Below are 24,413 nucleotides of genomic sequence, written 5' to 3'. Positions count from 1 at the left end.
GAGAGTTGATTGTTCCGGCTTTCTGCCAAGGTGCTGAAATCGCCTTCGCGAGCAAGCCCGCTCCCACATTCGATCGGATTCTTTCAGGAAGAACTCGGCTAAATGTGGGAGCGGGCTTGCTCGCGAATGGCTTCACACCGAAATATCGTGCTCGCGCAGAAACTCGACAAACGCCTCTTCATCCAGCACCTTCAACCCCAGCTCATTGGCCTTGGTCAACTTCGAACCGGCGCCCGGTCCTGCGACCACGCAATGGGTCTTGGCCGACACGGAGCCGGCGACCTTGGCCCCCAGGCTTTCGAGTTTGTCCTTGGCCACATCGCGGCTCATCAGCTCCAGCGAGCCGGTCAGCACCCAGGTCTGCCCGGCCAGCGGTAAGCCTTCGACGACCTTTTTCTCGCTCTGCCAGTGCATGCCGAATTCGGCCAGTTGCTTCTCGGCCGCTTCGGCCAATTGGCGATTCTCTTCGAGCGCAAAAAATTCACGCACCGAATTGGCCTGTTTCTCCGGCAGCGCCTGACGCATATCCAGCCAGTCAGCACCGATCACCGCCTGCAGCGAACCGAATTTGTCCGCCAGTTTCTGCGCCCCGCCCGGACCGACCGATGGAATATGCAGTTTGTCGAGAAAACCGCCCAGCGTGGTGCTCGCCGAAAACTCGGCACCCAACTCGCCCTGGTCCTGAATCTGCAAGCCATGCTTGAGCAGTTCAGCGATCACCTGCTGGTTATGTGCGTCTTCAAAGAAGCTGTGGATCTCGTGCGCGACTTCCAGCCCGACATCCGGCAAGTACGTCAGCACCTGCGGCAAGGCCTGCTGCACCCGCTCCAGCGAACCCAGGGAGCGGGCCAGCACCTTGGCCGTCTCTTCGCCGACATCGGGAATCCCGAGGGCGTAGATGAACCGCGCCAGGCCCGGCTTCTTGCTGTCTTCAATGGCGCCGAGCAGGTTCTTGCTCGACAGCTCGGCAAAGCCTTCCAGATCGACGATCTGTTCGAACGTCAGGGCGTACAGATCGGCCGGCGAGCTCACCAGGCCTTCGTCGACCAGTTGCTCGACGCTTTTCTCGCCCAGGCCTTCGATGTCCATGGCTCGACGGGAAACAAAGTGAATGATGGCCTGCTTGAGTTGCGCGCCACAGGCCAGGCGACCGACGCAGCGGTACACCGCGCCTTCGCTGACCGTCTCGCGCCCCTTGCTGCGCTTGATCAATTGCGTGCGCTCGACATGGGAGCCACACACCGGGCACTGCTCCGGGATCTGCACCGGCCGGGCGTTTTCCGGACGACGCTCCAGGACCACCTGCACCACTTGCGGAATCACGTCACCGGCACGGCGAATGATCACCGTATCGCCGATCATCAGGCCCAGGCGCGCCACTTCGTCCATGTTATGCAGCGTGGCATTGGCCACCGTGACGCCCGCGACCTTGACCGGCTTCAGACGCGCCACCGGCGTCACCGCCCCGGTGCGGCCGACCTGGAATTCCACATCGAGCAGTTCGGTGAGCTCTTCCATCGCCGGGAATTTGTGGGCGATGGCCCAGCGCGGCTCACGGGCGCGAAAACCCAGTTCGCGCTGCGAAGCGATGCTGTTGACCTTGAACACCACGCCGTCGATTTCATAGGGCAGCGCATTGCGCCGCTCACCGATGTCGCGATAGTAATCCAGGCACTCGGCGATACCCTGCGCCAGCTTCAACTCATGGCTGATCGGCATGCCCCAAGCCTTGAGTTGCTGCAAATTGCCGATGTGCGTATCGGCAATGTCCGCCGACACCTGGCCGATGCCGTAGCAGCAGAATTCCAGTGGACGGTTGGCGGTGATCTTCGAATCCAGCTGGCGCAAGCTGCCCGCTGCTGCGTTGCGCGGGTTGGCGAAAGTCTTGCCGCCGACTTCCATTTGCGTGGCGTTGAGCCGTTCGAAACCGGCCTTGGACATGAACACTTCGCCGCGCACTTCCAGGGTCGCCGGCCAGCCAGTACCGTGCAGCTTGAGCGGAATGTTGCGTACGGTGCGCACGTTGACGCTGATGTCTTCGCCTGTTGTACCGTCGCCACGGGTCGCGCCGCGCACCAGGAGGCCATCCTGGTACAACAGGCTGACGGCCAGACCATCGAGCTTGGGCTCGCAGCTGTATTCGACTGTTGCGCCGCCACCGAACAGGTCGCCCGCCGGCAAGTCCAGGCCTTCGGTCACCCGGCGGTCGAACTCACGCATGTCGGCTTCTTCGAAGGCGTTGCCGAGGCTGAGCATCGGCACTTCGTGACGCACCTGGGTAAACGCCGACAGCGCCGCGCTGCCCACTCGCTGGGTGGGCGAGTCGCTGGTGATCAGCTCGGGATGGGCCGCTTCCAGCGCCTTGAGCTCGTTGAACAAGCGGTCGTATTCGACGTCCGGAATGCTCGGCTCGTCGAGCACGTGATAGCGATAGTTGTGCTGATCCAGCTCAGCGCGCAGCTCTAAAATGCGGTTCTTGGCGGCGGTCATGGGTGTTCTCTCGTAAAGCAAAAGAGCAGCCGAGGCTGCTCAATTTTCATATTTCGGCCCGGCAAGGGGCTGCATTTGTGGCGAGGGGGCTTGCCCCCGTTCGGCTGCGAAGCAGTCGTAGATCCAGTGATCGTATTTTATCTGACACAACGGGTTGGCTGGTTTTGGGGCCGCTTCGCAGCCCAACGGGGGTTTACCCCTTCGCCACAAAAGCTCTCCTGACATAGAGAGCTCCGTTTGATTTAGCGCTTCTGGGTCAGGGCGCGGCGTTCGAATTCGACGATGCGCTGACGGTAGTGCTCAATCGTCTGGGCAGTCAGTACGCTGCGCTGGTCGTCCTTCAGTTCGCCGTTGAGCTCCTGGGACAATTTACGCGCCGCGGCCACCATCACGTCGAAGGCTTGCTTCGGATGGCGAGGGCCTGGCAGACCCAGGAAGAAACTTACCGCCGGGGTGCTGAAGTGGTCGATGTCGTCCAGGTCGAATACGCCCGGCTTGACGGCGTTGGCCATGGAGAACAGCACCTCGCCGTTGCCCGCCATGCTTTCGTGACGGTGGAAAATATCCATCTCGCCGAAACGCAGGCCGCTTTCCAGAATGTTCTGCAACAGCGCCGGGCCCTTGAAGCCGGCAGCGTCGCGGCAGATCACGCTGATCACCAGCACTTCTTCAGCTTGCGGCTGATCTTTTTCGCTGTGCGCAGGCGAAGACTTGGTGTCATCCGGGAAATCGTCGTCGCGGCTGCTGAAGCTCGGGCCGCCATCCAGATCCAGGCTGAGGTTCATGTCGCCCTGGGACGGTTCGCTGTGGCCACGCTTGCCGCGCTTGGAGCCCGATTCACGAGGCTCGCGGGCCGGCATGCTCACCGACGGCAGGTCCTGCTCGTCCAGTTGCGGCTCTTTATGCGTATCCAGCACGCGCGGCGGGCCCAGCAGCTCGGCGCTGCTGTCCTCGTCCGGCAGGTTGGACAGACTTCGGTCAAGGCGGAATTTCAGTTTTCCCTTGCCGCCGCGCATACGGCGCCAGCCATCAAAAAGAATACCGGCAATGACAATAATGCCGATGACGATCAGCCACTCGCGCAGACCGATTTCCATGTAATCCCGTGCCTCTATAAAAAATGCTGAAAAATAAGGGGTTTACAACCTGTAAACCGCTTTAAAACGTGGCGCCAACTCTATGTTCTGACAGGCGTTTTGCCCACGTATACGAAAAATTGACATTAAACTAGCACGACCAAAGGCAACTTTACACCGTCTACCACCTTGGCTAGCGCGAATATGTCGATTGGCCAGCAAGTCGAAGCGAGGAAAAGAGTCCTACAACCCATAAACACGCCTTCCTGCAACCACGACTCAGGCATCCACCATCGCCATCGCCTCCTCGACATCCACCGCCACCAGACGTGAACAACCGGGTTCGTGCATCGTCACACCCATCAGTTGATCGGCCATTTCCATGGCGATCTTGTTGTGGGTGATATAGATGAACTGCACTGACTGCGACATCTCTTTAACCAATTTTGCGTAGCGTCCAACGTTAGCGTCATCCAGTGGCGCGTCAACTTCATCGAGCATGCAGAACGGCGCCGGATTCAACTTGAAGATCGCAAAAACCAGGGCCAATGCAGTCAGGGCTTTTTCGCCACCGGAGAGCAAATGGATGGTGCTGTTCTTCTTTCCGGGCGGCTGCGCCATGATTGTCACCCCTGTATCGAGTAGATCTTCGCCCGTCAGTTCCAAATACGCGCGGCCTCCACCGAAAACTTTTGGGAAAAGCGCCTGTAAACCGCCATTGATCTGATCAAAGGTATCCTTGAAGCGGTTGCGGGTTTCCTTGTCGATCTTGCGAATCACGTTCTCAAGGGTTTCAAGCGCTTCCACCAGATCGGCGTCCTGGGCATCCAGATAACGTTTACGCTCCGATTGTTGCTGGTACTCATCGATGGCCGCCAGGTTGATCGCGCCCAGACGCTGAATTCGCGCAGCGATGCGCTCGAGTTCTTCCTCGGCTTCCTTCTCGCTGGCCTCGGCGGTCAATGTCGCGAGTACGCCGTGGAGATCGTAGCCGTCTTCCAGCAACTGGTCCTGCAAAGTCTTGCGGCGCACGGTCAAGGCTTGCCATTCCATGCGCTGGGTTTCGAGCTGGCTGCGAATCAACTGGGATTGCTGTTCGGCCTGGCTGCGGCGCTTCTCGGCGTCGCGCAATTCGCGGTCGGCGTCTTCGAGGGCGATCTGCGCGGTCTTGAGTTCCTCGTCAACGGTCATGCGCTTGTCGAGCAACTCCTCGAGTTTCAGGCGCAGCTCTTCCAGGGGGGCTTCGCCCTCCTCCAGATTGAGGCTCAGTTGTTCGCGCTTTTCGGTCAGGCGCTCGGACTGCATCTCCAGACGCTCCAGCGCCTGGCGAGTCGAATCGTGCTGCGCCTTGAGCGAACCCAGACGCACCGCCAACTGATGGGCATGGTCCTTGTGTTGCCGCGCCTCCTGGCGCACCCGATCCAGGCGCTCGCGCAAACTGTCGCGCTGGGCCAGCAGCAACTCGCGCTGCTCGGTGTCCAGCGCCATGCTGTCGAGGGCTACCTGCAGTTGCAGGCGCGCCTCACCGATGTTTTCGTGCTCCAGCGCGCGCTGCTCGTCCAGCTCGGTGAGCTCTTCGTCGAGGCGAGTGCGGCGCAGGGTCAATTGCTCGGCCTTGGCTTTTCCGGCCGACAGCTGGGCTTTCAATTCACCTTGCTGGCGGGCTTCGTCTTGCAGCAAGCGGCGCAAATGTTCGCGGCCGTTTTCCTGCTGACGCTGCTGCGCCCTGAGATTCTGCAGTTGGGTTTCCAGGGTTTCGACGGCGGCTTCGCGCTCTTCGCGCTCAAGGCCCAGTTGCTGGATTTCCTGACCACGGGCGAGCACGCCGCTTTCCGCTTCACTGGCCCGACGCACGCGCAAAAAATGCCGACCGACCCAGTAACCGTCACGGCTGATCAGGCTCTGCCCGGCAGCCAATTGCCCGCGCAAGGCCAAGGCCTGCTCAAGGCTGTCGACCGGCTTGACCTGCCCCAGCCATGGCGACAGATCGATCTGCGCCTCGACCTTGTCCAGCAGGCTGCCCGGCACCCGTACGCCATCGCCGGCCGGGCTGAGCAAGCGCAAGTCGCCCTGGGCAAAGCCCGACAAATCGAAATCGTTGAAGTCGTCCACCAGCACCGCTTGCAGGTCGGCACCGAGCACGGTTTCCACCGCCAGCTCCCAACCGGCCTCGACCTTCAGGCCTTCGGCCAGACGCGGGCGATTCGCCAGGTTCTGTTCGCGCAGCCATTGGGCGGTGCCGGTGCCCGGATCAAGCGCGGCTTGCTGCAAGGCTTCGAGCGAAGCCAGTCGACCATTGAGCCGCTGCAAATCGCCCTGGGCCTGTTGTTGCGCCGTCAGCGTTTGCTGTAATTGCTGGCGCAGTTGCTCGAGCTTTTCGACCTGAGCCTCTTCACTGGTCTGCAAATCCTCGAGGGTCGCCTCGGACTCGGCGAGTTGCTCGCTGAGCTCCATGATCGCCGCGTCTTCCGGGTCCGCCGAGAGCAAGGCGCGCTCTTCGCCCAGGCGCTTCTGACGATCGGCCAGGCGCTCCAGGCTGGTTTCCAGCTGCTGGATCCGCGATTGCTGGACTTCGGCCTGACGGCGCGGTTCGGCGGCGGTGAGGTTGAACGTATCCCACTGCTCCTGCCAGCCATGCATGGTGGTTTCGGATTCTTCCAGCGCGGCGGCGGCCTCTTCGGCGGCGGCGCTGGTGACTTCCTGTTCCGGGGTCAGCATGTCCAGCTCTTCGCCCAGGGTCAGCAGCAGCGTGCGGTCATGACCGAGGTGGGATTCGGTTTCCAGGCGTGCGCGCTCGGCTTCCTTGAGGTCGTCCTGCAATTGCCGCAAGCGTTGCTGGCCGTGCTGGATGCTCTGCTCGACCCGGGCAATGTCACCGCCGACCGAGTAGAAACGCCCTTGCACCAGATTGAAGCGTTCCGACAGGTCGTGGTGCCCGTCACGCAGGCGCTCGATGCTCGCGTCGGCATTGCGCTGTTCGGCCACCAGGGCTTCGAAGGAAACCTCCTGGTTGCCGATGATCGCTTCACGCTGGCCGACCTGATCGTTCAACGCCTGCCAGCGCAGGGCCGACAGTTGCGCCTTGAGCTGGCGCTCCTCGCCCTTGTATTCCTGGTATTTCTTGGCGGCCTCGGCCTGGCGATGCAAGCGCTCGAGCTGACGCGTCAACTCTTCGCGCAAGTCGGTCAGGCGCTCCAGGTTCTCGTGGGTACGACGGATGCGGTTTTCGGTCTCGCGCCGGCGCTCCTTGTACTTGGAGATGCCCGCCGCTTCTTCGATGAAGTTGCGCAGGTCTTCGGGCTTGGACTCGATCAGTTTGGAGATCATCCCCTGCTCGATGATCGAGTAGCTGCGCGGGCCAAGGCCGGTGCCGAGGAAGATGTCGGTGATGTCACGACGCCGGCACTTGGTGCCGTTGAGGTAATAGGTGGTCTGGCTGTCGCGCGTCACTTTGCGGCGAATGGAAATTTCCGCGTAGGCGGCGTATTCGCCAAGCAAGGTGCCGTCGGAGTTATCGAACACCAGTTCGATGCTCGCCTGGCTCACCGGCTTGCGGCTGGTGGAGCCGTTGAAGATGACGTCGGTCATCGACTCGCCACGGAGATTCTTCGCCGAACTCTCACCCATTACCCAGCGAACGGCGTCGATGATGTTCGATTTGCCGCAGCCATTGGGCCCGACCACCGCCGCCATGTTGCTCGGGAAGTTCACCGTGGTCGGATCGACGAAGGACTTGAACCCCGCCAGCTTGATGCATTTGAGCCGCACGCTCAGGCGTCCGTCAGGGCGGAGATCACCAGATCGCAACTGCGCTGGCCGTAGGCGGTCAGCACTGTGCGGATCTGTGCAAAGTCACGGGCGATCACGGCCGCGAGCAGGCGCTCGAACAGCTCCAGGTATTCGCTCATCGACGCCTTGCGCTGCTCCAGGGCAAGGAAATAGGCACGGCTCATGGCCGGCTGCAGATTCTCGACGGTTTCCTGCAGGTACGGGTTGTTGGCAAACCCGTACGTGGCGCGCATCACGTTGAAACTGTCGTCGACGAAGGTGTGGATGTCCTGGCGCTCGTAGCTGGCGGTCAGGCGCTGCTGGATCTGCACGAACGGCGCCAGGTCGGCCTGGACTTTCCAGCCGCTGGCCACGGCGTTGGCCAGCAGGATGTACATCTCGCTCATCAGCGTGCACAGGCTCTGCACCTTGTGCGGTGTGAGCTCGGTGACGTGGGCGCCACGTCGCGGCAGGATCGCGATCAGGTGCCGACGCTCGAGGATCAGCAAGGCCTCGCGGACCGAACCGCGGCTGACATTGAGGGCCAGCGTTACCTTCTGTTCCTGGATGCGCTCCCCGGGCTTCATTTCGCCGCGAATGATGCGTTCGGCGAGGTGGTGAGCGATTTGCTCGGCGAGGCTGTCCGGCGCCTTGAACGTCATGGTTGTCCTTCAAACTCTTTGATCCGTACAAGCGGCGCAGTGTAGCGCAATTGCTGCGTCAGGGCGCAGTGCCCGCCCGGAGGTTTTTGGCACGATTCAAGCAAAAAAGCAGGCTATCGAACCAACGACAATAATTAAGGAACAAGGGGTTGATCGACAAAATGCAATTTCCTGACCTTTAAGTCAGAAAATCATTGACCGAAAAGTCAGACCTGCTAAATTCGGTTCCTATCGGTTAACAACAATAATGAGTCTGCGAGGCCTTCCGTGATCCAGTTTTTACTAAACCAGGAACTCCGTAGCGAGCACGCCCTGGACCCGAACCTGACCGTGCTCAATTATCTGCGCGACCATGTAAGCAAACCCGGCACCAAAGAAGGCTGCGCCAGCGGTGACTGCGGCGCCTGCACCGTGGTCGTCGGCGAATTGCAGACCGATGACGAAGGCCGCGAACACATTCGCTATCGCAGCCTCAACTCATGCTTGACATTCGTATCGTCCCTGCACGGCAAACAACTGATCAGCGTTGAAGACCTCAAGCACAAAGGTGAACTGCACAGCGTGCAGAAAGCCATGGTCGAGTGCCACGGCTCGCAATGCGGCTTCTGCACCCCCGGCTTCGTGATGTCGCTGTTTGCCCTGCAAAAGAACAGCGATGCACCGGATCATGCCAAGGCCCACGAAGCACTGGCCGGCAATCTTTGCCGCTGCACCGGTTACCGTCCGATCCTGGAAGCCGCCGAGCAGTCCTGCTGTGGCAAGCAGCCGGACCAGTTCGACGCCCTCGAGGCCGACACCATCGCGCGCCTCAAAGCCATTGCCCCAACCGATATCGGCGAACTCAACAGCGGCGACAAACGCTGCCTGGTGCCGCTGACCGTGGCCGACCTGGCCGACCTCTACGACGCTTATCCACAGGCCCGCCTGCTGGCTGGCGGTACCGACCTGGCGCTGGAAGTCACGCAGTTCCACCGCACACTTCCGGTGATGATCTACGTCGGCAACGTCGCCGAGATGAAACGCATCGAGCGCTTTGACGATCGCCTGGAAATCGGCGCCGCCACCGCCCTTTCCGATTGCTACGAAGCCCTGAACGCCGAGTACCCGGACTTCGGTGAATTGCTGCACCGCTTTGCGTCCCTGCAGATCCGCAACCAGGGCACCCTGGGCGGCAACATCGGCAACGCCTCGCCGATTGGTGACTCGCCGCCCCTGCTGATCGCCCTCGGCGCGCAAATCGTGCTGTGCAAAGGCGAAACCCGCCGCACCCTGGCGCTGGAAGATTACTTCATCGATTACCGCGTCACGGCGCGCCAGGAAAGCGAGTTCATCGAAAAGATCATCGTGCCCCGCGCCAGCGTCGAAAAACTGTTCCGCGCCTACAAGGTTTCCAAGCGCCTGGACGATGACATTTCCGCCGTGTGTGCTGCCTTCAACATTCGCCTGGAAAACGGCGTGGTCGCCGAGGCCCGCGTCGCTTTCGGCGGCATGGCGGCCATCCCGAAACGTGCTGCAGCCTGCGAAGCCGCGTTGCTTGGCTCGCCATTCAATAACGCCACCGTCGAACGCGCCTGCGCTGCCCTGGGCGAAGACTTCACGCCGCTCTCGGACTTCCGCGCCAGCAAGGAATATCGCCTGCTCAGCGCGCAGAACCTGCTGCGCAAATACTTCATCGAACTGCAAACACCGCACATCGAGACTCGGGTGACCGCTTATGTCTAATCATCACGCCGTAGAGAAGACCCAAGCCGAATTGGCTGAACTGTTCGCCAAGGACCTGACCACCGGTGTCGGCCGCGCCGTCAAGCACGACAGCGCCGCCAAGCATGTCGCCGGTGAAGCGCAGTACATCGACGATCGCCTGGAATTCCCGAACCAGTTGCACGTATATGCGCGCATGTCGGACCGCGCCCATGCCCGCATCATCAGCATCGACACCTCGCCCTGCTACGCCTTCGAAGGCGTGCGCATCGCCATCACCCACGAAGACGTGCCGGGCCTGAAGGACATCGGTCCGTTGCTGCCGGGCGATCCGCTGTTGGCGATCGACACCGTGCAGTTCGTTGGCCAGCCGGTGGTCGCCGTTGCCGCGAAAGACCTGGAAACCGCACGCAAGGCGGCCATGGCCGCGATCATCGAATATGAAGATCTGGAACCTGTGCTGGACGTGGTCGAAGCCCTGCGCAAGCGCCACTTCGTACTCGACAGCCACACCCACAAGCGCGGCGATTCGGCCACGGCGCTGGCCACTGCCGAGCACCGCATCCAGGGCACCCTGCACATCGGCGGCCAGGAGCACTTCTACCTGGAAACCCAGATCTCTTCGGTGATGCCGACCGAAGACGGCGGCATGATCGTCTACTGCTCCACGCAGAACCCCACCGAAGTACAGAAGCTGGTGGCCGAAGTACTGGACGTGTCGATGAACAAGATCGTCGTCGACATGCGCCGCATGGGCGGTGGTTTCGGCGGCAAGGAAACCCAGGCGGCGAGCCCCGCGTGCCTGTGCGCGGTGATCGCGCACCTCACCGGCCAGCCGACCAAGATGCGCCTGCCGCGGGTCGAAGACATGCTGATGACCGGCAAGCGTCACCCCTTCTATGTCGAGTACGACGTCGGCTTCGACAGCACCGGCCGCCTGCACGGCATTAACCTGGAACTGGCCGGCAACTGCGGTTGCTCCCCTGACCTGTCGGCGTCGATCGTCGACCGCGCAATGTTCCACTCGGACAATTCGTATTACCTGGGCGACGCGACCATCAACGGTCACCGCTGCAAGACCAACACCGCGTCGAACACCGCCTACCGTGGTTTCGGCGGACCGCAAGGCATGGTCGCCATCGAAGAAGTGATGGACGCTATTTCCCGCCATCTGGCCCTGGATCCTTTGGCCGTGCGCAAGGCCAACTACTACGGCAAGACCGAGCGCAACGTCACCCACTACTACCAGACCGTCGAGCACAACATGCTCGAGGAGATGACCGCCGAACTGGAAGAAAGCAGCCAGTACGCCGAGCGTCGCGAAGCGATCCGTCGCTACAACGCCAACAGCCCGATCCTGAAAAAAGGCCTGGCGCTGACCCCGGTGAAGTTCGGCATTTCCTTCACCGCCAGCTTCCTCAACCAGGCCGGTGCCCTGATGCACGTCTACACCGACGGCAGCATCCACCTGAACCACGGCGGCACCGAAATGGGCCAGGGCCTGAACACCAAGGTCGCGCAGGTGGTGGCCGAAGTGTTCCAGGTGGAAATGGACCGCGTACAGATCACCGCGACCAACACCGACAAGGTGCCGAACACCTCGCCGACTGCCGCGTCCAGCGGTGCCGACCTGAACGGCAAGGCTGCGCAGAACGCCGCCGAAACCATCAAGCAGCGCCTGGTGGAATTCGCCGCGCGCCAGTACAAGGTCAGCGAAGAAGACGTGGAGTTCCATAACGGCCACGTGCGGGTCCGCGATCACATCCTGACGTTCGAAGCGTTGATCCAGCAGGCGTATTTCGCCCAGGTCTCGCTGTCGAGCACTGGCTTCTACAAGACCCCGAAAATCTACTACGACCGCAGCCAGGCCCGTGGCCGGCCGTTCTACTACTTCGCCTTTGGCGCGGCGTGCTGCGAAGTGCTGGTTGACACCCTGACCGGCGAATACAAGATGCTGCGCACCGACATCCTCCACGACGTCGGCGCCTCGTTGAACCCGGCCATCGACATCGGTCAGGTCGAGGGCGGTTTCATCCAGGGCATGGGCTGGCTGACCATGGAAGAGCTGGTGTGGAACAACAAGGGCAAGCTGATGACCAACGGCCCGGCCAGCTACAAGATCCCGGCCGTGGCGGACATGCCGCTGGACCTGCGGGTGAAGCTGGTGGAAAACCGCAAGAACCCGGAAGACACGGTGTTCCATTCCAAGGCCGTGGGCGAGCCGCCGTTCATGCTCGGCATCGCTTCGTGGTGTGCGATCAAGGACGCCGTGGCGAGCCTGGGTGATTATAGGCATCAACCGAAAATCGACGCACCGGCGACTCCGGAGCGGGTGTTGTGGGGCTGTGAGCAGATGCGCCGGTTGAAGGCGGCCAAGGCTGTCGAGGCTGAAACCGAGTTGGCTTCGCTTTAAGACCGAGGTGCGGCCTTCGCGAGCAAGCCCGCTCCCACATTGAAATGCATTCCAAATGTGGGAGCGGGCTTGCTCGCGAAGAGGCCCGAACTGACAACAGAGATGTTGAGGTGAAACATGTACAACTGGATCGACGCCCTCGCCGACCTGCAAAACCGGGGTGAACCCTGCGTGCTGGTGACCATCATCGAAGAGCTCGGCTCCACGCCGCGCAACGCTGGCTCGAAAATGGTCATCAGCGCGAACCAGGCCTTCGACACCATCGGTGGCGGGCACCTGGAATACAAGGCCATGAAGATCGCCCGCGAGATGCTGGCCAGCGGCAAGCAGGACACCCATCTGGAGCGTTTCAGCCTCGGCGCCAGCCTCGGCCAGTGCTGCGGCGGTGCCACCGTTCTGCTGTTCGAACCGATGGGCCAGGTGCAGGCGCAGATCGCCGTGTTCGGTGCCGGCCACGTCGGTCGCGCCCTGGTGCCGCTGCTGGCCAGCCTGCCTTGCCGGGTACGCTGGATTGATTCGCGGGAAGAGGAATTCCCCGAGCAGCTCCCCCACGGCGTGCGCAAGATCGTCAGCGAAGAACCGGTGGATGAAATCGATGACCTGCCCGCCGGCAGCTATTGCATCGTGATGACCCACAACCACCAGCTCGACCTCGAACTGACCGCGGCGATCCTCAAGCGCAATGACTTCGCCTACTTCGGCCTGATCGGCTCGAAGACCAAACGCGTGAAGTTCGAACATCGCCTGCGCGACCGCGGTTTCGACAACAGCGTCGTGCAACGCATGCGCTGCCCGATGGGCATCGGCGAAGTCAAAGGCAAGTTGCCTGTGGAAATCGCCATCTCCATCGCCGGCGAAATCATCGCCACCTATAACGCGAACTTCGGCCAGCAGACCTCCAGCGCCGAACCGATTGCCAAACTGCTGCCCGCGTCACGCCGCAGCCAAACCGCAAACTTGAAAGCCTCGAACTGAGAATCTCATGCCTTTGACTCGCAAAGCTTACCGCGCCGCCATCCTGCACAGCATTGCCGACCCAGCCGAAGTCGGTATCGAAGCCTCCTACGAGTATTTCGAAGACGGCTTGCTGGTTGTGGATAACGGCCAGATCAGCGCCCTGGGCCACGCCAGCGAATTGCTGCCGACCCTGCCGGCGGATATCGAGATCACCCACTATCAGGATGCGCTGATCACCCCCGGCTTCATCGACACCCACATCCACCTGCCGCAAACCGGCATGGTCGGCGCCTACGGCGAACAATTGCTGGACTGGCTCAACACCTACACCTTCCCGTGCGAAAGCCAGTTCGCCGACAAGGCCCACGCTGACCAGGTCGCTGACATTTTCATCAAGGAACTGCTGCGCAACGGCACCACCACCGCGCTGGTGTTCGGCAGCGTGCACCCGCAATCGGTGAACTCGTTCTTCGAAGCGGCCGAGCAGCTCGACCTGCGGATGATCGCCGGCAAGGTGATGATGGACCGCAACGCCCCGGACTACCTGACCGATACCGCCGAATCCAGCTACGTCGACAGCAAGGCGCTGATCGAGCGCTGGCACGGCAAGGGTCGCCTGCACTACGCCGTCACCCCACGCTTCGCACCGACCAGCACCCCGGAACAGCTGACCCTGGCCGGCCAGTTGCTGACCGAATACCCGGATCTGTACATGCAGACCCACATCAGCGAAAACCTCAAGGAAATCGAGTGGGTCAAGGAGCTGTTCCCCGAGCGCAAGGGCTACCTGGACGTCTACGACCACTATCAGTTGCTCGGCGAGCGCTCGGTGTTCGCCCACGGTGTGCACCTGTGCGATGACGAGTGCGCGCGACTGGCAGAAACCGGTTCGGCCATCTCGTTCTGCCCGACCTCGAACTTCTTCCTCGGCAGCGGCCTGTTCAACCTGCCGATGGCCGAGAAGCACAAACTCAATGTCGGCATCGGCACCGATGTCGGCGGCGGCACCAGTTTCTCGCTGCTGCAAACGCTCAACGAGGCGTACAAGGTGATGCAGCTGCAAGGTGCGCGCCTGAGTCCGTTCAAGTCGCTGTACCTGGCCACCCTCGGCGGCGCCCGTGCGCTGCGTCTGGAAGACAAGATCGGCACCCTGCAACCGGGCACCGACGCCGACTTCCTGGTGCTGGACTACAACGCCACGCCGCTGCTGGGCTATCGCCTGAAGCAGGCCAATAACATCGCCGAGACGTTGTTTGTGTTGATGACGCTGGGGGATGACCGGACTGTGCTGCAGACTTATGCGGCGGGGAATCTGGTGCATCAGCGGTAAATTTCTTCGGACATAAAAAATCCCCCGCAGCTTTACACCCCGGGGGATTTTTTGTGTCTTTAAGGCCGCCTTCGCGAGCAAGCCCGCTCCCACAGGGGATTTGTGAACGGCACAGATCAAATGTGGGAGCGGGCTTGCTCGCGAATCAGGCGACGCGGTCTATCAGATTTTCGCCGGCGAACGACCCGGCTTCTTGGTCTGCAGCAAATGCGAGAACACCGCATGCAGGTCATCCGAAGCACTTTCCTCGTCGAGGTTGAGCTTGCTGTCGATGTGATCCATGTGATGCATCATCAGGTTCACCGCCAGTTCAGCGTCGCGCTTCTCGATGGCGTCGATCAACTGGGTGTGCTCGTCGTAGGAACAGTGGGAGCGGTTGCCGCTTTCGTACTGGGCGATGATCAGCGACGTCTGGGACACCAGGCTGCGCTGGAAGCTGATCAACGGGGCGTTTTTCGCCGCTTCAGCCAGTTTCAGGTGGAATTCGCCCGACAGGCGGATGCCGGCACCACGGTCGCCACGGGAGAAACTGTCGCGTTCGTCGTTGACCATCTGGCGCAATTCGGCGATCTGTTCGGCGGTGGCGTGCTGCACCGCCAGCTCGGTGATCGCGCGCTCGACCAGACGCCGGGCCATGAACACCTGGCGCGCCTCTTCGACACTCGGGCTGGCAACCACGGCGCCGCGATTGGGACGCAACAGCACCACGCCTTCATGGGCCAGGCGCGACAGGGCGCGGCGAATGATGGTGCGGCTGACCCCGAAAATTTCCCCCAGCGCTTCTTCGCTCAACTTGGTGCCGGGCGCCAGACGCTGCTCGAGGATGGCCTCGAAGATATGCGCGTAGACAATATCGTCCTGGGTACCGCTGCGGCCGGCTTTGCCTGCTCGCGGTTGTTTCTTTAGGGGTTGCAACTGTTCGTTCATGGGCACTCGAGTCGGAAGAACTGCGGCGAATTGACCGTGACTGTAATACGGCACAGTGGGTCGCTGGCAAGTATCGCGTAAAAAACACTGCGATTGTACACAATGGATGGTGGCAACACGACTGTACGGCTGAATGTTGCCTCGGCTGTATCGCAACACCTGATTACTTTTGAGTTTAGGCTTGTTCGCAGAATCCGCCTTTTTGGCACGATCCCTGTGGGAGCGGGCTTGCTCGCGAATGCGGTCTGTTTGCCATATCAATGTCGACTGACACGCCCCCTTCGCGAGCAAGCCCGCTCCCACAAGGTTCAGCGTTGCTGCGGACATCTTCATTTGTATAAGGAACACCACCGTCATGAACGACGCCACCCACACGCAAATCCGCCCGCTGGCCGACACCTCGCCCTCGGCCATCGTCGCCGGGTTCATCGCCATGATGACCGGCTACACCAGCTCCCTGGTGCTGATGTTCCAGGCCGGGCAAGCGGCGGGCCTGAGCAGCGGGCAGATTTCTTCGTGGATCTGGGCGATCTCCATCGGCATGGCGGTGTGCTCCATCGGCCTGTCCCTGCGCTATCGCACGCCGATCACCATTGCCTGGTCGACCCCCGGTGCCGCGCTGCTGATCACCAGCCTGGGCGGCGTTAGCTACGGCGAAGCCATTGGTGCCTATATGACCTGCGCGGTGCTGGTGACGATTTGCGGGCTGACCGGCAGCTTCGAACGGCTGGTGAAAAAAATCCCGGCATCCCTGGCCGCCGCCCTGCTGGCAGGGATCCTGTTCAAGATCGGCAGCGAGATTTTCGTCGCCGCGCAACACCGCACGGCCCTGGTGCTGGGGATGTTCGTCACTTATCTGCTGGTCAAGCGCCTGTCGCCGCGCTATGCGGTGCTGGCAGCCCTGCTGATCGGCACGGCATTGTCAGGCTTCATGGGTCTGCTGGACTTCAGCGGGTTTCACCTGGAGGTCGCCACGCCGGTCTGGACCACACCGCAGTTCTCCCTGGCCGCGACCATCAGCATCGGCATCCCGCTGTTTGTCGTCGCCATGACCTCACAGAACATGCCCGGCATCGCCGTATTGCGCGCCGATGGCTACACCGTGCCAGCCTCGCCGCTGATCACCACCACCGGCATCGCCAGTTTGCTGCTGGCACCGTTCGGTTCTCACGGGATCAACCTGGCGGCAATCAGCGCGGCGATCTGCACCGGTCCGCACGCCCATGAAGATCGCAACAAACGCTACACCGCAGCTGTCTGGTGCGGGATTTTCTACGGGATCGCCGGCGTCTTCGGCGCAACGCTCGCGGCATTGTTTGCCGCGCTGCCCAAGGAACTGGTGCTGTCGATTGCCGCACTGGCGCTGTTCGGCTCGATCATCAACGGCTTGAGCATCGCCATGAGCGAAGTGAAGGAGCGTGAAGCGGCGCTCATCACCTTCATGGTCACGGCATCGGGGCTGACGCTGTTTTCCATCGGTTCGGCGTTCTGGGGGATTGTCGCGGGGGTGGTGACGCTGCTGATTCTGAACTGGCGCAAGGCCTGAAAAAGCAAAAGATCGCAGCCTTCGGCAGCTCCTACATTGAGCGCGATGCCCTGTAGGAGCTGTCGAGTGAAACGAGGCTGCGATCTTTTGATCTTCGCAAAAAAAACGGCGACCCTTGGGTCGCCGTTCTTTTTCAGAACATCAAGCTACCGGATTGATCGGCTTTTCCGGGTACCAGACGTCCAGCAGCGGGCTGACTTCAACGCTGGTCAGCTCGGTGCGGCCTTTGAGCCAGGCTTCAACGGCAGCGCGCTGTTCGGCGCTGACCGAGCCACGCTTCTGCAGGCAAACCAGACCGTAGTCGTCGCCGCCAACATAACCCAGGCCGTTGGCTTCCATGGCTTCTTTGAGGAACGCGTCGAGGAAAGCATCAATGGCTTCATCAGCCAAATCTTCTTTGAAATCCAGGTTCAGTTCGAAACCCAGCTCTTGAAATTCATCGACGCACAGTTTTTTGCGCAGACGCTGGGAACGGTTAGTCGCCATTGGAACAATCCTCTTAAGTAATAACGGGCGGCACTTTAGCAGTTTAAGCCGCCGATTGCCTGACTCTCTGGGCCACCTCGCCTACCGTCGGTAAAAAAATAGCCGATCGGACAGCCCACGCACGGCACAAGTCGTGACACCTTGGGGCATAATGCCGACACTTTCATGACCATTGAGGGAATTTATCTTCATGCCCTCATCTTATTTCCCCCTCGGCTGTAGGGTTTTATTTCAGATGATCAAGTCTTTGCGTCCATTGCTGTTGGCCGGTTTTCTTCTCCCCCTGGCCCTCCCCGTTTGCGCTGCTCCAATCAATACCGCGTTGTCGCCCAACGTTGAAAAAGCCCTGAAAGCCAGCAAGTTGCAGGACAACGCCCTGTCGCTGGTGATGATCCCGCTCACCGGCCCCGGCACTCCTACGGTGTTCAACGCCGACGTGTCGGTCAACCCGGCGTCGACCATGAAACTGGTCACCACCTACGCAGCCCTGGAAATGCTCGGCCCGAACCACCAGTGGAGAACCGAGTTCTACACCGACGGTACCCTCAGTGGCGGCATCCTCAATGGCAACCTCTACCTCAAGGGTGGCGGCGATCCGAAGCTGAACATGGAAAAACTCTGGCTGCTGATGCGCGACCTGCGTGCCAACGGTGTCACCCACGTCACCGGTGACCTGGTGCTGGATAAAACCTTCTTCGTGCAACCGCAACTGCCGGAGTTCAATGACGACGGCAACGATGACAACAAGCCGTTCCTGGTCAAACCCGACTCGCTGCTGGTCAACCTCAAGGCGCTGCGCTTCGTTGCGCGCAATGACTCGGGCAAGGTACTGGTCTCGGTGGAACCGCCGATTGCGAGCATCCGCATCGACAACCAGGTCAAGACCCTCAACTCCAAACAATGCACCGGTGGCGTGCGTTACAACCCGGTGGCGCAAGCCGATGGAACCGTGACCGTTACCGTCGGCGGTCAACTGGGTGAAGGCTGCAGCTCGCAGACTTACCTGTCGCTGCTCGACCACGCGACCTACACCGCTGGCGCCGTGCGCGCGATCTGGAAGGAACTGGGTGGCAGCATCCAGGGCAGGGATGTGCTGGCGCCAACCCCTAAAGACGCCAAGGTGCTGGCCCGGGCGTTCTCGCCGGACCTGGCGGAAATCATCCGCGACATCAACAAGTACAGTAACAACACCATGGCCCAGCAGTTGTTCCTGAGCCTGGGCCAACGTTTCCGCACCGATGCCGATGGTGATGACGCCAAGGCTGCCCAGCGTGTCGTGCGTCAGTGGCTGGCGAAAAAGGGCATCACCGCACCGCATCTGGTGATGGAGAACGGTTCCGGCCTGTCCCGCTCCGAGCGCGTCAGCGCCCGGGAATTGGCCTCGATGCTCGAAGCGGCGTGGCGCAGCCCGTATGCCGCCGAGTACATCAGTTCGATGCCGATTGCCGGCACCGACGGCACCATGCGCAAGCGCCTGAAGACCACGGCGATGCGCGGTGAAGCCCACGTCAAGACCGGCACGCTGAACACCGTACGGGCGATTGCCGGCTTCAGTCGCGACGTCAACGGCAACACCTGGGCAGTGGTGGCGATCCTCAACGACAAGGCCCCGTTCGGCGCCTCGTCGGTGCTCGATCAGGTGCTGCTCGACCTGTACCGCCAACCGAAAGCGCCGCAGACGGCTTCGGTGTTGTAACCGGATCTTAAGAACACCGTAGATCTCTTGTGGGAGCGGGCTTGCTCGCGAAGACGGCGGCACATCCAACATCGATGTGACTGACAAACCGCTTTCGCGAGCAAGCCCGCTCCCACATTAATTGCGTACAACCCGGGTTAATTCATCTCCTCTTCTACCCGGTCTCGCCCTGCCTGTTTCGCCGCATAAACCCCCGAATCAGCGCGCAACAGCAAGGCATCGGCGCCCTCCCCGGCGCGCCAACTGGCAATCCCGAAACTGGCGGTGACCGTACCGACGCCTTCAATGGGTGAACTGCGCAGGCTGTGCCACAATTGCTGGGCCAGCACATAGGCATGTTCGCCGCCGATGTCCGGGCACAACACCATGAACTCCTCACCGCCCAGGCGGCAGAACACATCGGTGCGACGCAGCCGGTGGCCGATCCGCTCGCACACTGCCTGCAACACCCGATCACCGATGGCGTGGCCATGCAGGTCATTGATGCGCTTGAAATGGTCGATATCGAGCATGATCACCGACAAATCCCCACCGCCACGCTCCACCCGGACCATTTCGGTGCTCAGGCGCTCCTGGAAATAACGTCGGTTATGGATACCGGTCAGAGAATCGGTGACTGACAACGCACGCAACTCTTCTTCCACCCGTTTCATATCGGAAATGTCCGAGATGTAGCCGTGCCAGAGCACACCGCCACCGGGCAGCTCCTCCGGAGTGGCTTCGCCGCGAACCCAACGCACCCCGCGTTGCGGCAGTTGCACGCGGTACTCCTCGCGCCAGGGGCTGAGGGTTTCGGCCGAAGCGCGGATCGATTCGCGGACACGTGTAGTGTCCTGGGGGTGAATGCGGGTGAAGATTGCTTCGGCATTGAGCAGCAGTACGTCGGGTTCCAGCTCGTAGATATCGCGAATGCCGTCGCTGGCATAGATCACGCTGAAGCGCCCGTCGAATTCCATCTTGAACTGGTAGATGCCACCGGGCACGTGGGCGCTGAGTTTTTTCAACAGCAGGTCCCGCGCCGCGAGCGCTTCATGGACCCGCTTGCGTTCGGTGATGTCGATGCACACCGCCAGGTGCCCGACCCACAGGCCTTGCTCGTCGAGCACCGGCGTGGCGAGCATGTTGACCATCAGATGGCTACCATCGCCGCGCACCAGGGTCCACTCCCGCGCCTCGTGACCGCCCTCCACGTCGCCTTCGACCAGCATCGCCTGGCAGCTCGGCACCGGCTTGCCATAGCGCGCGCTCAACTCGGCCGAACGAGCAGCCAGCTCCCGGGGCAGGTGCAGGTTCTCCAGAGTCATATGGCCTACCACTTCGGCACTGCTATAGCCGAGCATCTGCTCGGCCCCTGCGTTAAACGTGCTGATGACGCCGCGCAGGTCGGTGGCGATGATCGCAACCTGGGTGGCGGCATTGAGCACGCCACGCAACTGACCATGGGTGCCACGCAGCTCCTGTTCCCGATCGCGCAGCTCCTGGGTACGCTGTTCGACCAGTCTCAACGCCCGCTGCCGCTGACTGACCAGCACATAGAGCAAGGCACTGAGCAACAGGCTGAGCAATCCGCCCAACACGAGCAGACTGGTCACGGAGGAATGGTTGGCCTGCACGAACGCGTCGCTGGGCCGGATATCGACTTGATAGTGATGGTCGGCCATGCGCAACAGGCGCGTGGCCGACAGCTCGCTGACGGCTGGCGGGTTGGGCGACTCGAACAGCACTTCGTGCCGGTCGTCGGTGGACAAATCGAGGATGCGTACCGAGAGATAGTCGCGACTCGCTTCCGGCAGTCCGTCCGCCAGCAATTGGCGCATGCTGATCACGGCCATCACATACCCGTAGGGCTTCGTGGCATTGTGGGCCTGTCCGGTGCGCTGCGTGACCGGCGCGACCAGCAGCACGCCGCGCGCATAGGCCGGTTCGATACTCACCAGATGCATCGGTTGCGACACCGCCATGCCGCCACGCTGATCAGCCCGAGCGAGCGTGGCACGCCGCAGCGGCTGGGCCAGCAAGTCGTAACCGAGGGGAGCGCCGAGTTTGCTTTGCGTCTGGCTATACAGCACCGCCACGTACTCATCGCGCTCGCCGGCCAGTTGCAATTGGCCGTCGGCGTTGAGCTCTCTCAGGGTGAAGCTGTTCACGCCCTCGTCTCGCACCCGTCGCTCGAACGCCGCCCGCTCGTCACGAGTGACCCGCTGGGCATAGGAATACGCCTGGGTTCGCAGCAACAAAGGTTGGGTGTAGCCGTCGAATTCCGCTCGGGACACCGAACCGGAATTGGCGAAAAACCGGCGCAGGCCGTCGAGGCGCTGCTCCTGATCTTCGAAACGTTCTTCGATACGGCTGTAACGCTCACTGGCCAGCAGTTGGAAGCGTTGCCGCAATTGATGGTGAAACAGATTAAGTGTCGACCACGCCAGTAACCCGGTGAGCACCCCGCCGATCAACAAAACCAGCAACGCGACCAGCCAGGCCGAGGCATCTTCGCTGATAAAACCCAGGATCCTGGGGCGCACGGCGTGCAACGACATAAAACGCAACTCAAAACGCCAAGTGCAGGAAAGCCCTTTGGCCCTGAGTGGAGTTATAGCTATTAGCCACTAATTTGACCAGCACTGTAGGAGCGAGCCTGCTCGCGATGGACTCAAGAACACCGCGTGCTTTCAGAAAGCTCGCGTTATCGTTGTCGACCATCGCGAGCAGGCTCGCTCCTACAGGGGGGCACCATCAACGTGCCATGATTTTCCAGGCGCGATGGATCTTGGCGTTACGGGCAAAATCCGGATCGAGGGTCTGGGCAGTGATGTCCTCGACCGCATAGCGCTCGCCGAGATTGGCCTCCAGTTCGAACTTGCGGAAGTTGTTGGAGAAGTACAACACGCCACCGGGTGCCAGACGCGCCATGGCCAGGTCGATCAGTTGCACCTGATCGCGCTGCACGTCGAACACGCCTTCCATGCGCTTGGAGTTGGAGAACGTCGGCGGGTCGATGAAGATCAAGTCGTACTCGTCACGACTGGCTTCGAGCCACGCCATCACATCGCCCTGCTCCAGGCGGTTCTTGTCGGAAAAGCCATTCAGAGACAGGTTGCGACGCGCCCAGTCCAGATAGGTTTTCGACAGATCGACACTAGTGGTGCTGCGCGCGCCGCCCTTGGCCGCATGCACGCTGGCCGTTGCGGTGTAGCAGAACAGATTGAGGAAGCGTTTGCCGGCCGCCTCTTTCTGGATACGCATGCGCATCGGCCGATGGTCGAGGAACAGACCGGTGTCGAGGTAGTCGGTGAGGTTCACCAGCAGCTTCACACCACCTTCATTGACTTCGACAAATTTGCCCTGCGCCGCCTGGCGCTCGTACTGTTTGGTGCCGCTCTGACGCTCGCGGCGCTTGACCACCACACGGTTCTTGTCGATGTTCAGCGCCTGCGGGATGGCGGCCAGGGCATCGAACATGCGGGCCGACGCTTTTTCCGGATCGATGGATTTCGGCGCGGCGTACTCCTGAACATGGACCCAGTCGTGATACAGGTCGATGGCCATGGAATATTCCGGCATGTCGGCATCGTACACGCGGTAGCAGTCGATACCTTCACGCTTGACCCACTTGCCCAGGGCCTTGAGGTTCTTTTGCAGGCGGTTGGCGAACATCTGCCCGCCTTCGCTCAGGCGCGGCTGCTCGACCACCGGAGCCGGTGCCGGCGTCGGTTTGATCGGGTTGCCGTTTTTGTTGAACTTGCGTTCCTGCGGTTCGTTAGGCGTCTGATCGTAGGCGGCTTGCTCACGCTCGACCTGGCGCTGTTCCGGCGTACGACGCTCGCCGGTGACGAACTGATCGGGCAGCACCTTGATCAGCAGCAGCTTGCACGGCAAGGCGCCGTTCCAGAACGAATACTGCTTGTGGCTGCGGATGCCCATGCGCTTGCCCAGGTCCGGCGCGCCGGTGAACACCGCCGCTTCCCAGTTCAGACAGGCCTGACGCAGGCGTTCGCCGAGGTTCTGGTAGAGGTAGAGCAGGCTCGCCTCGTCGCCCAGACGCTCGCCGTACGGAGGGTTGCAGATCACCAGGCCTTTCTGGTTCTGGTCCGGGCGCGGCTCGAAGGTTGCGACTTCACCCTGGTAGATCTTGATCCACTCGCTCAGGCCGGCCCGCTCGACGTTGTTGCGCCCCGGTTGAATCAGGCGCGGATCGGCTTCGTAGCCACGGATCCACAGCGGTGTCTTGGCCAGACCGGCCGCGGCGCGCTCGGACGCTTCTTCGTGGAGTTTTTTCCACAACGCCGGAACGTGACCGAGCCAGGCAGTGAAGCCCCACTGCTCGCGGCGCAGGTTCGGCGCGATGTCGGCGGCGATCATCGCCGCTTCCACCAGGAACGTACCGACACCGCACATAGGGTCGGCCAGCGCGCCGCCTTCGGCCGCGATACGTGGCCAACCGGAACGGATCAGGATGGCGGCCGCGAGGTTTTCCTTGAGCGGTGCCGCACCTTGCTGCAGGCGATAGCCGCGCTGGTGCAGGCTGTGGCCGGACAGGTCGAGGGACAGAATGGCTTCGCCACGGTCCAGGCGCAGGTGAATGCGCAGGTCCGGATTGAGCTTGTCGATGGACGGACGGTCGCCTTGCGGGGTGCGCAGTTTGTCGACTATTGCGTCCTTGACCTTCAGCGCGCCGAAGTGGGTGTTGTCGATACCCGAGCCATGGCCACTGAATTCGACGGCCAGGGTGCCGTCGTTGAGCATGTGGTCTTGCCACTCGATGTCCAGCACGCCGTGGTACAGGTCTTCGGCGTCCTTCATCGGGAAACGCTTGAGCACCAGCAGCACGCGGTTGGCCAAGCGTGACCACAGGCACAGGCGATAAGCGGTTTCCATGGTGGCCATGCCGCGCACGGCAGAGGTGTGCTCCCGCGCTTCCTCAAGGCCAAGCCCGACGGCTTCCTCGATGAGCAGGCCTTCAAGGCCTTTTGGGCAAGTGAGGAAGAGTTCGAAACGATCGGACATGGGAATTCCAGAACCTTTAGCTGAGTGACCGGGCAACGCATTGCCGGTCCGGTTTTCAATCAGGCGCTTTTCTCGAAGAGCGCCCGCGTGGCACGAAGGTGTGCCGTTCCACCCCTGCTGCTCGGGTTAAGTGAGCTTAGATGCAAGGACAGATAAAAAAGTTGATGCAATGAAATGTCATAAGTCGACCCTTCGTCGAATAGTGCCTCCCGGCAACAGGAGCCATTCTCACTAAAGGATTAAGCCCATCATGCAGCGCAGAGCCGATCATACCGGGGTTTGGCTAATAAATACGCTACAAACACTCTGTTACTTATGGCCTTAACACATGAATGGTTACGTCCTTATGACAAAACG

Annotated in this window: 14 protein-coding genes; 6 read left to right on the top strand and 8 right to left on the bottom strand. The window is 61.2% G+C overall.

Translation table 11 applies throughout. The features are described from left to right. Nucleotides 1–132: 132 nt before the first annotated feature. The 4 genes from ligA to KSS91_RS08970 all read right to left on the bottom strand — a co-directional run bounded on the left by ligA (nucleotide 133) and on the right by KSS91_RS08970 (nucleotide 7,996). On the bottom strand, nucleotides 133–2,490 hold the full coding sequence (gene ligA / locus KSS91_RS08985) for an NAD-dependent DNA ligase LigA (RefSeq protein ID WP_217837662.1): 2,358 nt from the start codon (nucleotides 2,488–2,490) through the stop codon (nucleotides 133–135). A gap of 242 nt (nucleotides 2,491–2,732) precedes the next feature. Then, nucleotides 2,733–3,587: a cell division protein ZipA gene (gene zipA / locus KSS91_RS08980; protein ID WP_007971469.1), complete on the bottom strand. Its 855-nt coding sequence runs from the start codon at nucleotides 3,585–3,587 to the stop codon at nucleotides 2,733–2,735. Nucleotides 3,588–3,845: 258 nt separating this feature from the next. Then, entirely contained in the window at nucleotides 3,846–7,334 is a 3,489-nt protein-coding gene (gene smc, locus KSS91_RS08975; RefSeq protein ID WP_217837661.1) for a chromosome segregation protein SMC, read from the bottom strand. A 2-nt stretch (nucleotides 7,335–7,336) separates the two neighbouring features. After that, nucleotides 7,337–7,996 carry a GntR family transcriptional regulator gene (locus KSS91_RS08970; protein WP_217837660.1) on the bottom strand — a complete coding sequence of 220 codons (660 nt, stop codon included), beginning with the start codon at nucleotides 7,994–7,996 and terminating at the stop codon, nucleotides 7,337–7,339. Between the two features lie 267 nt (nucleotides 7,997–8,263). On the opposite strand from KSS91_RS08970, the gene xdhA reads away from it, so the two are divergent. The 4 genes from xdhA to guaD all read left to right on the top strand — a co-directional run bounded on the left by xdhA (nucleotide 8,264) and on the right by guaD (nucleotide 14,397). Next, nucleotides 8,264–9,718, top strand: coding sequence for a xanthine dehydrogenase small subunit (gene xdhA, locus KSS91_RS08965; protein WP_217837659.1), 1,455 nt, complete (start codon nucleotides 8,264–8,266; stop codon nucleotides 9,716–9,718). Further along, nucleotides 9,711–12,110: a xanthine dehydrogenase molybdopterin binding subunit gene (gene xdhB / locus KSS91_RS08960; protein WP_217837658.1), complete on the top strand. Its 2,400-nt coding sequence runs from the start codon at nucleotides 9,711–9,713 to the stop codon at nucleotides 12,108–12,110. The genes xdhA and xdhB overlap by 8 nt, the downstream gene beginning before the upstream one ends. 117 nt (nucleotides 12,111–12,227) lie before the next feature. After that, nucleotides 12,228–13,085, top strand: a complete 858-nt coding sequence (gene xdhC, locus KSS91_RS08955) for a xanthine dehydrogenase accessory protein XdhC (RefSeq protein ID WP_217837657.1) — start codon at nucleotides 12,228–12,230, stop codon at nucleotides 13,083–13,085. Nucleotides 13,086–13,092: 7 nt separating this feature from the next. Beyond that, a complete protein-coding gene (guaD, locus tag KSS91_RS08950; protein WP_217837656.1) occupies nucleotides 13,093–14,397 on the top strand; it encodes a guanine deaminase in 1,305 nt (434 codons plus the stop codon). A 162-nt stretch (nucleotides 14,398–14,559) separates the two neighbouring features. Here the strand turns inward: guaD and KSS91_RS08945 are convergent, their stop codons facing one another. Continuing rightward, nucleotides 14,560–15,324: a GntR family transcriptional regulator gene (locus tag KSS91_RS08945; RefSeq protein WP_007971481.1), complete on the bottom strand. Its 765-nt coding sequence runs from the start codon at nucleotides 15,322–15,324 to the stop codon at nucleotides 14,560–14,562. A gap of 355 nt (nucleotides 15,325–15,679) precedes the next feature. Between KSS91_RS08945 and KSS91_RS08940 the strand changes: the two genes are divergently transcribed. Beyond that, nucleotides 15,680–16,870, top strand: coding sequence for a benzoate/H(+) symporter BenE family transporter (locus KSS91_RS08940; RefSeq protein WP_116582862.1), 1,191 nt, complete (start codon nucleotides 15,680–15,682; stop codon nucleotides 16,868–16,870). Between the two features lie 141 nt (nucleotides 16,871–17,011). On the opposite strand, the gene KSS91_RS08935 is transcribed toward KSS91_RS08940, so the two are convergent. Beyond that, nucleotides 17,012–17,356, bottom strand: a complete 345-nt coding sequence (locus KSS91_RS08935) for a YggL family protein (RefSeq protein ID WP_007971486.1) — start codon at nucleotides 17,354–17,356, stop codon at nucleotides 17,012–17,014. Between the two features lie 235 nt (nucleotides 17,357–17,591). Here KSS91_RS08935 and dacB point away from each other — a divergent pair, with 235 nt between their 5' ends. Beyond that, nucleotides 17,592–19,052: a D-alanyl-D-alanine carboxypeptidase/D-alanyl-D-alanine endopeptidase gene (dacB, locus tag KSS91_RS08930; RefSeq protein WP_217837655.1), complete on the top strand. Its 1,461-nt coding sequence runs from the start codon at nucleotides 17,592–17,594 to the stop codon at nucleotides 19,050–19,052. A gap of 137 nt (nucleotides 19,053–19,189) precedes the next feature. Here the strand turns inward: dacB and KSS91_RS08925 are convergent, their stop codons facing one another. Both KSS91_RS08925 and rlmKL read right to left on the bottom strand, forming a co-directional pair. Continuing rightward, complete coding sequence (locus tag KSS91_RS08925) at nucleotides 19,190–21,589, bottom strand: sensor domain-containing diguanylate cyclase (protein ID WP_217837654.1); 2,400 nt, start codon at nucleotides 21,587–21,589, stop codon at nucleotides 19,190–19,192. Between the two features lie 196 nt (nucleotides 21,590–21,785). Continuing rightward, complete coding sequence (gene rlmKL / locus KSS91_RS08920; RefSeq protein WP_217837653.1) at nucleotides 21,786–24,056, bottom strand: bifunctional 23S rRNA (guanine(2069)-N(7))-methyltransferase RlmK/23S rRNA (guanine(2445)-N(2))-methyltransferase RlmL; 2,271 nt, start codon at nucleotides 24,054–24,056, stop codon at nucleotides 21,786–21,788. Nucleotides 24,057–24,413: the final 357 nt, after the last annotated feature.

Origin of the sequence: Pseudomonas azerbaijanorientalis (genome assembly GCF_019139795.1) — a bacterium.
GTDB lineage: Bacteria > Pseudomonadota > Gammaproteobacteria > Pseudomonadales > Pseudomonadaceae > Aquipseudomonas > Aquipseudomonas laurylsulfatiphila.
This window is presented reverse-complemented; position numbering and strand designations above follow the sequence as displayed.

Excerpts from the sequence above, each read along its gene's own strand:
- xdhB (WP_217837658.1), top strand. The coding sequence starts at position 9,711 with ATGTCTAATCATCACGCCGTAGAGAAGACCCAAGCCGAATTGGCTGAA.
- KSS91_RS08925 (WP_217837654.1), bottom strand. The coding sequence starts at position 21,589 with ATGTCGTTGCACGCCGTGCGCCCCAGGATCCTGGGTTTTATCAGCGAA.
- zipA (WP_007971469.1), bottom strand. The coding sequence starts at position 3,587 with ATGGAAATCGGTCTGCGCGAGTGGCTGATCGTCATCGGCATTATTGTC.
- xdhC (WP_217837657.1), top strand. The coding sequence starts at position 12,228 with ATGTACAACTGGATCGACGCCCTCGCCGACCTGCAAAACCGGGGTGAA.
- guaD (WP_217837656.1), top strand. The coding sequence starts at position 13,093 with ATGCCTTTGACTCGCAAAGCTTACCGCGCCGCCATCCTGCACAGCATT.
- KSS91_RS08935 (WP_007971486.1), bottom strand. The coding sequence starts at position 17,356 with ATGGCGACTAACCGTTCCCAGCGTCTGCGCAAAAAACTGTGCGTCGAT.
- KSS91_RS08945 (WP_007971481.1), bottom strand. The coding sequence starts at position 15,324 with ATGAACGAACAGTTGCAACCCCTAAAGAAACAACCGCGAGCAGGCAAA.
- ligA (WP_217837662.1), bottom strand. The coding sequence starts at position 2,490 with ATGACCGCCGCCAAGAACCGCATTTTAGAGCTGCGCGCTGAGCTGGAT.
- KSS91_RS08940 (WP_116582862.1), top strand. The coding sequence starts at position 15,680 with ATGAACGACGCCACCCACACGCAAATCCGCCCGCTGGCCGACACCTCG.
- dacB (WP_217837655.1), top strand. The coding sequence starts at position 17,592 with ATGATCAAGTCTTTGCGTCCATTGCTGTTGGCCGGTTTTCTTCTCCCC.
- rlmKL (WP_217837653.1), bottom strand. The coding sequence starts at position 24,056 with ATGTCCGATCGTTTCGAACTCTTCCTCACTTGCCCAAAAGGCCTTGAA.
- KSS91_RS08970 (WP_217837660.1), bottom strand. The coding sequence starts at position 7,996 with ATGACGTTCAAGGCGCCGGACAGCCTCGCCGAGCAAATCGCTCACCAC.